At 53.3% G+C, this 12404-nt stretch carries 8 protein-coding genes; 2 read left to right on the top strand and 6 right to left on the bottom strand.

Features of this window, described 5'->3' with window-relative positions:
• Positions 1-2: 2 nt before the first annotated feature.
• Positions 3-2264: an ATP-binding protein gene (locus tag ACN0WX_RS07055; RefSeq protein ID WP_417621589.1), complete on the bottom strand. Its 2262-nt coding sequence runs from the start codon at positions 2262-2264 to the stop codon at positions 3-5.
• 202 nt (positions 2265-2466) lie between these two features.
• On the opposite strand from ACN0WX_RS07055, the gene moaB reads away from it, so the two are divergent.
• On the top strand, positions 2467-2994 hold the full coding sequence (gene moaB, locus ACN0WX_RS07050) for a molybdenum cofactor biosynthesis protein B (RefSeq protein WP_417621588.1): 528 nt from the start codon (positions 2467-2469) through the stop codon (positions 2992-2994).
• A 48-nt stretch (positions 2995-3042) separates the two neighbouring features.
• Positions 3043-4140: a PA0069 family radical SAM protein gene (locus tag ACN0WX_RS07045; RefSeq protein WP_417621587.1), complete on the top strand. Its 1098-nt coding sequence runs from the start codon at positions 3043-3045 to the stop codon at positions 4138-4140.
• Here the strand turns inward: ACN0WX_RS07045 and ACN0WX_RS07040 are convergent.
• From ACN0WX_RS07040 to ACN0WX_RS07020, 5 genes are all read right to left on the bottom strand, one after another.
• Positions 4137-5744: a long-chain fatty acid--CoA ligase gene (locus ACN0WX_RS07040; RefSeq protein WP_417621586.1), complete on the bottom strand. Its 1608-nt coding sequence runs from the start codon at positions 5742-5744 to the stop codon at positions 4137-4139. The genes ACN0WX_RS07045 and ACN0WX_RS07040 overlap by 4 nt on opposite strands.
• A gap of 50 nt (positions 5745-5794) precedes the next feature.
• Positions 5795-9298, bottom strand: a complete 3504-nt coding sequence (dnaE, locus tag ACN0WX_RS07035; protein ID WP_417621585.1) for a DNA polymerase III subunit alpha — start codon at positions 9296-9298, stop codon at positions 5795-5797.
• Between the two features lie 190 nt (positions 9299-9488).
• On the bottom strand, positions 9489-9962 hold the full coding sequence (locus ACN0WX_RS07030; protein ID WP_417621584.1) for a glutathione peroxidase: 474 nt from the start codon (positions 9960-9962) through the stop codon (positions 9489-9491).
• A 99-nt stretch (positions 9963-10061) separates the two neighbouring features.
• A complete protein-coding gene (locus tag ACN0WX_RS07025; RefSeq protein WP_417621583.1) occupies positions 10062-10748 on the bottom strand; it encodes an ABC transporter ATP-binding protein in 687 nt (228 codons plus the stop codon).
• The gene (locus ACN0WX_RS07020; protein ID WP_417621582.1) at positions 10741-11991 is read right to left on the bottom strand and encodes a lipoprotein-releasing ABC transporter permease subunit; all 1251 of its coding nucleotides are present in this window, start codon (positions 11989-11991) and stop codon (positions 10741-10743) included. Before ACN0WX_RS07020 ends, ACN0WX_RS07025 begins: the two co-directional genes overlap by 8 nt.
• Positions 11992-12404: the final 413 nt, after the last annotated feature.

Here is a 12404-nt window from a genome sequence, read left to right as displayed (position 1 = left end):
TGTCATTGCCTCGATAGATGCAAGGTGACGAGCGTCCCCTGCCCCGGCTCAGAGGTCAGCGTCAATTCGCCACCGTGAGCCCGGATCAACTGTCGTGCCAGAGGAAGCCCGAGGCCGCCTGATTTCTCACTGGCTTTTTGATCGCGTGAACGTGCGAAACTGTCAAACGCCTTGGATTGCTGGCCAGCGGTCATCCCGGGACCATTGTCAGAAATATGTATCACGGCCTGTTTCACATCTCCGGACCCGTGAACGAGCACCCGTCCACCTTCCCCTGTATATTTGATCGCATTGTCGACAATTTGGGAAATTGCCTGACTAAGCCGCTTCTTGTCGGCCATTGCCGATCCAAGTGTTTCTTCCAGCTGTAGTTCCACGCCAATGCCCTTTGCTTTGGCATCATCGGAGAAATGAGCGGCTACATCCTCAATCAATCTGTTCAAATTGACCTTGTCCTTGGCAATAGGGAGCGCACCAGCTTCGCTCTGGCTCAGGTCCAGAACATTATCGATCTGGGTACCCAGCCGCTTGACGGATTGCAGAATAGCGCGCACATATTCATGTCCCTGATCCGTCAACGGACCGGCAATTCCCTGCTCCAGAAGTTCAGCAAAACCGCCGATCGAGGTTAGCGGCGTCCGGAATTCGTAACTCATATTGGACAGGAAGCTGCCCTTGATCGAATCGGCTTCAACCAACGCTTCGTTGCGTTCGCGCAGCGCTTGCTCAATCCGATAACTGTCCGAAATATCCAGCATAGTGAAAAGCGCATTGCCATCGGGCAACGGGATGGCAGCAAATTCAAAACGCCTGCCATCAGCAAAGTTTATACGGCCGCCTTTTTGCTCACGTTCGGTGGTTGCGCTACGCACCATATCGCGTACTTCGGAAATACGAGCGGGCTGTTTCAATTGTTGCGCCATTTTCTGCATAAGCGCGTCTACCCGCGGGTGCTTTCCGAGATCTTCTTCTTCCAGGCCCCAATTATTTGCAAATTGATGGTTCCAGATATTCAATTTTCCATCCGCCGCAAAAACCGCCAGCGATTCAAACAGATTGTCGAATGTTGCGGTCCTGACACGCAACAACGTATCGCGAGCACTCGCCAGTTGCACCTGTTCGGTTCGATCCTCAAAAATTACCAACAACCCGCCATCCGGCGTCGGATTGGCCAGCACCCGCAAATGGGTTCCATCGGCGAGAAGCCAGTTCTCCTCTCTCGCGGTGGTCGACTGAAACCAGCCCGTGCGCTCTTCCCGCCATTCCGGAAAGTCCCGAACTTCCGGAATGCGATTCATTTCGCGCATGCGATCCAGAACACGCGGAAACTCTGGACGTTCCGCTATCCATTGCTGGCGCATCGAGAAAATACGTTGAAAAGGGAGGTTGCAGAATCTCAGCGATTTGTCTGCATCGAACTGCACAACACCCGCGGAGATATTGTCAAGCATCTCGCGCTGCGATTCGCCAAAGCGGCGCTGCTCTCGGCGCGCATCTTCCAGTTCCTCAATGTCGATGGCATAGCCCGCGATACCGGACTTCCCGAGCGGCACATCGACCACCTGTGTCATCCGTCGTTCACCACCGATCGTCGTCGCAACAATCCGTTCCGACGGTTCGCCTCTCTCCTTGGACAATGCCGCAGCATCGACCGGACTAAAGCCGTCGATCGTTTCCACCAGTTCAATGCCATTGGCAATGACCTGAGCTCCACTCGCGGCATCGACGGCAGCAACATAGGCACTATTCACCAGCGTCAAACGCAGGTCTGGTGAACGATGCCACATCGGAATGGGGGCCGCCTCGATCAATGCAGAAAGCGCATCAAAAGCGGCGCGCGCGGCTTCGTTTTCGTCGCGCAGCTTTTCGATTTGCCCCTCACTGTCGGTCGCGTCAAAAACCCACAAAAGCGCACTGCCGTTCGGCGCAATTTTATGATCAGCCAGTCCACCACGGATCAACAGCGCCTTGTCCGAGCCAACGACCTTGATCGCACGCACGAAATCGCTACCGGTTTTCTGAGCCAGATTGACGTCCTGCATCAGTGCTTCAAGATCTTGCCTGCTTATTCCCCGCGAGGGCTCGTGCAATTCCGAAATATGGGCCGGTAAATGATCAAAGCCGAGCCAGTGCATCAACCGCTGGGAAGCTTCCAGCTTGCCATCAGATCGCACAAGCAATGGCAAAGCAGGTGATGTTTCAAGCAACCGCCCAAGCCGCCCCGATTGGCGCAGGGTAGCATCCGCCTTATTTTTCATTGCCATGCCAGTCCAGATTGCCCAAGCGGCAACTCCCAACCAGATGGCAAGAATAAGGCCCAAAATGACAGCAGTAAGATCCGGGACGTTCGCCATGAAACTATCGATTAGACGGATAGTTAAGGTACGAAAACCCCTATTCTTTATGACATGGAAAAGCGCTGCAAACTGAGCTATTCCTGTCGTCGAACCAAAGCGGAGATTAGCAGTGTCGATCGATGAAAGCCGGACATTCAAGCCGATTAATATCGCCCTGTTGACGGTCTCCGATACGCGGACTCACAAAGAGGACACATCCGGCGACATTCTAGCGGACCGGATCATCAAAAAGGGCCACACGCTTCTTTACCGAAATCTGCTACGTGATGATAAGTCTGTTCTTGTGGCCCAACTCCACCAATGGATTGATGACGAACAAGTTGATGTTGTCATCACCACAGGCGGTACCGGCTTGACGGGCCGGGATATTACGCCGGAGGCGCTGGATGCGGTCAAGGACAAGGGCATTCCGGGGTTCGGTGAACTTTTCCGCTATCTGAGTATCGAAAAAATCGGCACGTCCACGGTTCAATCTCGGGCTTGTGCAGTCGTGGCGCGTGGAACCTACATATTCGCGCTCCCCGGCTCCAACGGCGCAGTGAAAGATGGCTGGGATGGTATTTTGGATACTCAACTAGATAGCCGCCATCGCCCCTGTAATTTTGTCGAGCTGATCCCCCGATTGCTGGAAAAATAGAGAATCTATCTATTTGTTCTTTATTTGTTCTCATTGTATATAGAGCAAATGAGCTACAAAAACAGATCTTATCCATTGTCACAAAAGGGCAGAGGTGCTCCGTCGAACGCGGTCCCACAGCGCTTTAATCTTCAAGGCCGCGAGCTGGACGGGGACTGGCTTGACGAACGAGACCAGATCGGTGATCGCCCCACCAAACTGAAAACCGACGTTACGATCGAATTCCCGAAATCAATCATCAATTATAATGGCTCGCCCGATTTGCCATTCGACCGCTCGATAAATGCTTATCGTGGTTGCGAACATGGCTGCGTTTATTGTTTTGCACGTCCCACCCACGCTTATCATGACCTGTCCCCCGGACTCGATTTCGAAACCAAATTATTTGCCAAACCAAATGCGGCGGATCTACTCCGTCAAACCTTTGCAAAATCAACCTATCAGCCAGCTAGCTTGGCCATCGGTACCAACACTGATCCCTATCAACCGATCGAGAAAAACTACCGGATAACACGTCAGATTTTGGAGGTAATGCTCGAGACGCTGCATCCGGTCGCCATCACCACAAAATCCAATCGCGTGGTCGAAGATAGTGATTTGCTGGTGCAGCTAACAGCTCGGCAGCTCACTGCGGTTGCAATTTCCATCACCACTCTCAATAGCAAGACCGCCCGCTTGCTGGAGCCCCGCGCACCGTCCCCTGCACTGCGACTGGACGCCGTCCAAAAACTGAGTGATCTGGGCATATATGTACACGTCAACGTCGCACCGGTCGTTCCGGGAATCACCGATCATGAAATCGAAGCGATTGTTTCCGCTGCAGCGGATTGTGGTGCGAAAAGCATTTCCTTCATACCGATGCGCCTGCCGCACGAAGTCGCACCCTTATTCGAACAATGGCTCGAAACACATTATCCGGACCGCAAATCAAAGGTGATGAGCATTGTCATGCAAATGCGCGGCGGCAAACGCAATGATCCGGATTTCTACAGCCGCATGCGCGGCCAGGGACCATGGGCTGATCTCATCCGCACTAGGATCGCCATCGCGTCGCGCAAAGCCGGCTTGAACAAGACCAAAATCAACCTCAGAGTCGACCTGTTTCAGCGTCCACTTGTAACGGGCAGCCAGCTGGAGCTTTTTTAGGCGTCAGCCAAACTCCTGAGCTCATATTCCTTATATTCGTCCCGCAGCGCGCGTTTCAGGATTTTCCCGGTCGCTGTGTGCGGCAGTTCATCGACAAATTTTACTTCATCGGGAAGCCACCATTTCGCGACCTTGTCAGCCAGATATGCAATCACATCAGCTTCGGAAACATCAGCGTCGGGTTTGCGGACGATCAACAGCAACGGCCGCTCATCCCATTTCGGGTGATATACACCTACCGCAGCTGCTTCGGCTACGCCGGGACAACCGACAGCGGCATTTTCCAGTTCGATTGAACTGATCCACTCGCCGCCCGACTTGATCACATCCTTGGCTCGGTCGGTTATCTGCATCGTGCCATCGGGATGCAGCACCGAAACATCACCTGTATCAAACCAGCCGTCATCCTCGACGGCATCCTCGTCCGCCCGATAATAGCGCTTTATGATCCACGGCCCCCGAATTTCCAGAGTACCACTGGTTTTTCCGTCGCGAGGAGCAACATTACCTTCTTCGTCAATCACGCGCAGTTCCACGCCAAAAGGCGGGCGACCCTGTTTGCAGATCACATCCACCTGCTCGTCAAAACTAAGTTCGTCCCAATTGGCCGGAAGCGAACCAGCAGTGCCGATTGGAGATGTCTCCGTCATGCCCCAGGCATGGGCCACACGGATGCCATTCTTCATCAGCCGCTCGATCATCGAGCGGGGACAAGCAGAACCACCGATTACAACCACGCCCAGTTTCCCATAGTCACCACCATTGGCATCCATATCAGCAAACATGGATAGCCAGACCGTCGGCACTCCGGCGCTATGCGTGACCCCTTCCTCGCGGATCAATTTCCACAACACCTCTGCTTCGTTGCTCGCGGAGAACACCATTTTTGCTCCCACCACCGCACAGGCAAATGGCAACCCCCAAGCATTGGCATGGAACATCGGCACAACTGGCAACATGACCGAACGCGTCGCCAAATCCATCACATCGGGTTGCACCTCGGTAATCGCGTGAATGACATTCGAGCGATGTTCGTACAGCACACCTTTGGGATTACCGGTGGTACCGCTGGTATAGCAAAGGCCGCAGGGGTCATTTTCCTCGACATCGACCCATTCAAAATCCCCGTCTTCCGCGTCCACAAGCTCGCGAAAGGTCGGATAGTCCCCTTTCTCACCGTCAAACTGGATGAAATGTTCGACCGTCTTCAGCTGAGGCTTGAGCATTTCGACGATTGGTGTGAACATTTTGTCAAACAGCAAGACACGATCTTCAGCATGGTTAATGATATAGACCAGCTGTTCCTCGAACAGCCGCGGATTGATCGTATGGAGGATAGCCCCAATACCTGCCGAGCCATACCAGCTTATCAGATGATGCGCGTGGTTCATCGCAATCGTGGCAATCCGGTCGCCTTTTTTCATTCCCAGACGCTGCAATGCCTGCGAAAATTTGCGGGAATCCAGCCCGACCTCAGCCCAGTTGCTGCGGGTGACATTTCCATCCGCCCAATAGCTCACAATCTCGCGCGTACCATGCTCGCGCGCGGCATGATCAATCAAATTGGTAATCTTGAGCGAGCTCGCTTGCATCGCACCGGCCATATTATCTCTCCAGACAAGTTATATTTGGCCGGTTCCTCGTATGTTTAGCACTAGCTGACAAGTCTTAATTTGGGTTTTGCCACCCGCATCGGTCGAGCCGGCCCCAATTGCACGCTGGCGATACCATCTACCCGTTCGAGCATTTCCACTGTTTCTGCATCAAGCCGAAAGGACCGTCCGAGGCAAACTTTGACCGGCTCGCCTTCGGGGCCTACCATGATGGCAACCAATTCACTCTGACCGCCAACCAGTGGTGCCACCAGATTGGTCAGCTCATGCAATCCCGCTATATCATGCACTTCCAGTTGCATGCGGGTCCTGGTAGTTTTCTCGAGCCTGTCCAGCGGCTGAACCCGCTTTATCGCTACGCGCGGATTTTCATCTTCCGACTGCTGGTCCAGTTCTACATGGAGTAGGGCACAGCGCCCTTGATCTGCAAGTTCGGCCAAAATTTTACACTGTTCTTCTTCAAAGCAACTACCAGAAAACTGCCCGCTGCTGTCCGACAGGTCGGCCAGTGCGAATCTTTTTCCCCGGCGGCTGTCGCGCCAACGCACTTTTTCTATGAGCGCTGCCATCACCGCTGGCTTGCGCACCCCTTCGCCGATCGGTCCCTCGCCGCATAGCGCCGCATAAGTCAGCGCGCCAAGCGATGAGGTCACGGCGCGAAACTGGGAAACCGGATGCGCGGAAAAATAAAAGCCAAAAGCATCACGTTCACGGACCATGATTTCACTTAGCGACCAGTTGCTGTTCTCCGGTAACCGGATGGCCTGCATTTCACCGCCTGCACTGCCCTCACCGAAAAGACCACCCTGCCCGCTTTCCCTTGCATCAGCCGCGCTGTTGGCAACCGACAGGATCATGTCCGCCCCGTCATGGACAGCCGCGCGATTGGCTTCCAGCTCGTCAAACGCGCCAGCCGACGCAAGACTTTCAATCTGACGCTTGTTCAGCCCCCGTGGATCAATACGATTCGCGAAATCCTCAATTGACGAGAAAGGGCCGTCCGCGGAACGCTCGGCCACAACGGCTTGCATCGCCTTTTCACCAACATTTTTCAAACCCGCCAGCGCGTATCGGACAGCGAACAGGCCCTCTCCCGTTTCTTCAACAGAAAAATTCGGTCGGCTTTTGTTGATCGCGGGTTGTAGGACAGTATAGCCTAGGCGCTTCATATCATCGACGAAAATACTGAGTTTTTCAGATTGATGCATATCAAAGCACATTGATGCTGCATAAAATTCATGCGGATAATGGGTTTTCAGCCAAGCAGTTTGGTAAGCAAGCAATGCATAAGCCGCAGCGTGACTTTTGTTGAAGCCATAGCCGGCAAATTTATCGATCAAGTCAAACAGCTCATTGGCCTGATCGCTGTTCAGGCCGTTCTTCGCGGCACCCGAAACGAATCTGTTGCGCTGGACATCCATTTCTGCCTGGATTTTTTTACCCATCGCCCGACGCAGCAAATCTGCTTCGCCCAGTGAATAGCCGGCGATGATTTGCGCGGCCTGCATCACCTGTTCCTGATAGACAAAAATCCCGTAGGTTTCCTTCAATATATCCTGCAGCAAGGGATGCGGGTAGGCAATGTCGACGCGACCGTTTTTGCGGTCACCAAATAGTGGAATATTATCCATTGGCCCCGGTCGATAGAGCGACACCAGCGCGATAATATCACCAAAATTTGTTGGCTTCACAGCCGCAAGTGTCCGCCGCATACCTTCGGACTCCAACTGGAACACGCCTACCGTATCACCCCGCTGGAGTAGCTCGAATACATCTTCGTCTTCCCAGCTAAGCGTATCGAGATCGACTGTGACACCGCGCTCTGCCAGCAGTTCGACCGCTTTCTTCAGGACCGAGAGCGTTTTTAATCCTAAAAAGTCGAATTTCACCAAACCGGCCTTTTCGACAAATTTCATGTCGAACTGGGTAACGGGCAAGTCCGACCGCGGATCACGATAGAGCGGCACAAGCTGATCAAGCGGTCGGTCGCCAATCACGACGCCGGCGGCGTGGGTAGAGCTATGGCGAGGCAGGCCTTCGAGCTTCATTGCAAGATCGAACAGGCGTTTGACATCAGCCTGCTTATATTCCTGCGCCAGTTCAGAAATACCATTGAGCGAGCGCTTCAGATCCCAGGGATCTGTCGGGTGATTGGGCACCAGTTTGGTCAATCGATCAACCTGCCCATAAGGCATTTGCAGCACCCGGCCCACGTCGCGCAACACGGCCCGCGCCTTCAATTTTCCGAACGTGATGATCTGCGCGACTTGCCGGTCGCCATATTTTTCCTGCACATAACGAATGACTTCGCCACGCCGCGTTTCACAAAAATCGATGTCGAAATCCGGCATCGAGACACGTTCCGGATTGAGAAACCGTTCGAACAGCAACCCCAGCTTGATCGGATCAAGATCGGTTATGGTCAACGCCCATGCGACGACCGAACCAGCGCCCGAACCACGTCCCGGTCCGACCGGAATATCGTGGTCCTTGGACCATTTGATAAAGTCGGCAACAATCAAAAAATAACCGGGAAATCCCATGTTAACGATCACATCAAGTTCGAATTCCAGTCGATCGAAATAGGCTTTCCGCTCATTCTCGTCTGAAATATCCAGCACCGCCAGGCGCTTTTCGAGTCCGGCGGCGGCATCGCGCCGCAATTGCTCGATTTCTCCCGCCATATCACCAGCAAGGCTTGGCAGAATCGGATCTCTTTTGGGCGGGGAGAATGCACAGCGCTGTGCAATGACCAGGGTGTTTTGCAACGCTTCCGGGATATCTGAAAACAGATCTTCCATCACCAGCGCGCTTTTCATCCAGAGATGTTTGGATGGCTTCTCGCGGTCATTATTTTCGACATAAGCGGATTGCGCGATACATTTCATCGCGTCATGGGCTTCGTGAAAATCGGGTTCGGAAAAGCAGCTCGGATTGGTTGCCACCAGTGGAATATTCCGATCCATGGCCAGCGCAATCAGCCCGGCTTCCGCCGCCATTTCGACCGGATCCTCGCGTCGGGACAACTCGATATAAAGCCGCCCCGGAAAATATTGTTGCAGCGACGACAGATAGGCCTCGGCTTCTGATTGCTGCTCTTCCGCGATCAGACGCGCCAGAGCCCCCTCCCCGCCGCCTGTCAGGGCAATCAGACCGGCACTGTGCATCCCCAATTTTTCCATCGTGACATGGGCATCCAGTTCGCTCGGCCGATCCAGATGGGAAGCGGAAACCAGCTTGCAGAGATTTTCGTAACCCTCTGCGTCCTGCGCGTAGAGCGCGACCCAGTCCAGGACAGGTTTGTCCGCATCCCCGCTGCCAGAGCGCGCGACACGCAGGAAACAACCGGTAATGGGTTGCACACCCTGGGCCCGACAACCGTCGTCAAAGGCCATGGAAGCGAAGAGGCCGATCCGGTCGCATAGCGCAACCGCCGGAAATCCGCGCTCCTTCGCAGCAACGCCTATGGCCGCGGGCTCCATCGCACCGTCCAGGATCGTATAAGCAGAAAAGGTGCGAAGATGGACAAAAGGAATCTGGGCCATGATATCAGACTAGCGCAGCAAAATCGTCTTGCATATGAGGAGTACGGTCGAGCGTCTATCTATCGACTATTTGTCCACAGCATATTTGCCGCTTCGTAAAAGCCGGACCATTTTGTCTGTGATCTCCCGACCTGTCGGCACGAGCCGTCATCTTTCCAATGGAGCAACAAGCCGCCCCATTTGACATCCCTTACAGAAGCGCTTCAATCTCGCTTTTCAACTGCTCCGGCTTTACGGCAGGGCCGTAACGGGCAACGACATTGCCGTCCCTGTCGACCAGGAATTTGGTAAAATTCCATTTGATCCGGGAACCCAGAAGCCCTGACTTTTCAGACTTCAAATATTTCCATAGCGGATCGGCATTATTGCCGTTGACGTCGATCTTGCCCATCAGCGGAAAGCTCACATCATAGTTGAGCGAACAGAAATTCCTGATTTCTTCCGCATCACCCGGTTCCTGATTGCCGAATTGGTTGCAAGGGAAAGCCAGTATTTCCAGACCCTTGTCCTTATACTCCTCGTAGAGCTTTTCGAGCCCCTCATATTGCGGTGTAAACCCGCATTTCGAAGCGGTGTTCACAACCAATAGAACTTTGCCTTTGTGGACAGACAAGTCCTGAACAGAACCGTCCGCTTGCTTTACCTGAAAATCTGTAACTGTCATATGCGCCCCATATTTTATATTCTTTTAGGTCTATTTTGACCATCAAATTGAGAGTCGCACCCGAAAAGTCAAAGCCATTCTCGTTTCGAGTTGAAAAGCCTAGGTTAAAACTCCCTCATGAAGCCGAACAATCCGGTCCATCTTGGCTGCGAGACGTTCGTTATGTGTCGCGATTAATGCCGCACTGCCTTCCTGTCGCACCAAACGTATGAATTCGGCCAGCACCAGATCGGCGGTGGCTTCGTCAAGATTGCCCGTTGGTTCATCCGCCAGCACCAGTTTCGGCGCATTGGCTAGCGCACGGGCGACGGCGACGCGCTGCTGCTCGCCACCGGATAATTTGCTCGGTTTGTGATTCAGCCGCTCACCCAGCCCGAGGCTGCGTAACAATGTTTCCGCTCTTGCCTCGGCCTCGCTTTCATTCGTACCCGCGATCAGTTGAGGCATAACCACATTTTCCAAAGCGGAAAAATCGGGCAACAAATGGTGAAACTGGTAAACAAAACCGAGCATATCCCGCCTGATCCGCGTGTGACCACTGGCTGACAAGTGAGCGGTTTCTTCCCCATTGAGTTTGATCGACCCTTCAAATCCGCCTTCCAGCAAGCCAACTGCTTGCAACAGCGTGGATTTGCCTGAACCGGAAGGGCCAAGAAGCGCGACAATTTCATTGGCTCTGATGTCCAGATTTACGCCGCGCAGGACCTCGATCACGGCATCCCCCTGCACGAAGCTACGTCGGACATCGCGCAATTCTACGGTCTTATCGATGGCCCGATCACTCATAGCGAAGGACCTGGACCGGATCGGTACTGGCTGCCTTATAGGCAGGATAGAGCGTAGCCAGAAAACTGAACAACAGCGCCAGCGCGGCGATGCCGACCACTTCCATCGGGTCGGTCCGTGCCGGCAGTTCGGTCAGGAAACGGATCGAAGGATCCCACAGATTCTGCCCGGTAACTATCTGGACAAAATTAATGACATTCTGACGGAAGAAGATTGCAATCAAGCCGAGGGCGATCCCTGCGGCGATGCCGAGTGCGCCGATTGCGGTTCCCACGGTGACGAATATCCGCAACAATGAGGATCGCGAAGCGCCCATTGTACGCAAGATTGCTATATCCCTTGTTTTGGCGCGCACAAGCATGATCAACGACGACAAGATATTGAACACGGCAACCAAAATGATGATCGACAGAATTACAAACATCACGACACGTTCGACCTGCAGTGTTTCAAACAAGGACGCATTCATCGTCTGCCAGTCGGTAATGACACCGCGATCCGCGACTTTCGGGATCAGGGGAGCGACAATCTTTCCCACATTGTCAGCGTCATTGGTCTTTATTTCAATCATTCCGATCTGGTCGCCGAGCAAGAGCAATGTTTGCGCATCTTCCATAGGCATGATGACAAAGGCCTTGTCATAATCATAGACACCAACTTCAAAAATTGCCGCCACTTCATAGGCAATCTCGCGTGGCACCGTGCCGAATGGTGTCGAGCGCCCCTGGGGATTGATCACGGTGATCTGGCTGCCAACCTGAGCCCCCAGCGTGGTTGCCAAGCGACTGCCAATGCCCACGCGCCCCGATCCTGGTTCAAGGCGAGCCAAATCGCCAGCGACTGTTTTGCCGTCCAACGTTTCATTGTTCAATATGTCTGGAACCAGCATGCCACGCACAAGAACGGCTTCCACTCGGCCATTGAATGTTGTGAGCAACGGCTGCTCAATCAGCGGCGAAGCGGAAACAACACCTTCCGTTTGCCGTGTTTCCTCCAGCAAGTCTCGCCAGCCCGGCAAACGACCACCGTAACCCTGGATTACGGCATGTCCATTGAGTCCAACGATCTTGTCAAAAAGCTCTGCCCTGAATCCGTTCATGACACTCATCACAACAATCAGAGCGGCGACGCCCAGCATAACCGCGACCAAACTGATACTGGCAACGAGAAAAATAAATCCCTCCCCCTTGCCGGGTAACAAATAACGTTTTGCGATTACCCATTCGTAACGGGATAGGAGCATGGCTTTCGAAGACTTCCTTGGATCAGGTCCTCCTGCCTTTACGGGCGCCAGTCAGAGCAAGCAAGTGGCATGGTTACCAATTCGCTGTTGCCGATATGACACAAGCGGCAATCAATCTTCCGAAACGACCAAATTTATCATGACAAATTTATGTCAGTCGATCAGAGATAGTGACAGAATCAAATATCTCGATTAACGGGTCATGGTTCAGGGATCCTTTCCGGTTCCGCCAAATGTTGGGGGACAAGCGGCGTTGAATAGGACAGGAAAACAGGGGGCGAATTAATTCGTCACCATTTTCGCCCGGGTGCTCATTGGCATCCGGGCGTTTTTTTTTGCCCAACAAACTTTCCAAACGATTGGTAGTTCATCCTTTTCTGGGTCTTGAACTTTGGCAAAATGATAATATCTTG

Origin of the sequence: Parasphingorhabdus sp. (genome assembly GCF_048269915.1) — a bacterium.
GTDB lineage: Bacteria > Pseudomonadota > Alphaproteobacteria > Sphingomonadales > Sphingomonadaceae > Parasphingorhabdus.
This window is presented reverse-complemented; position numbering and strand designations above follow the sequence as displayed.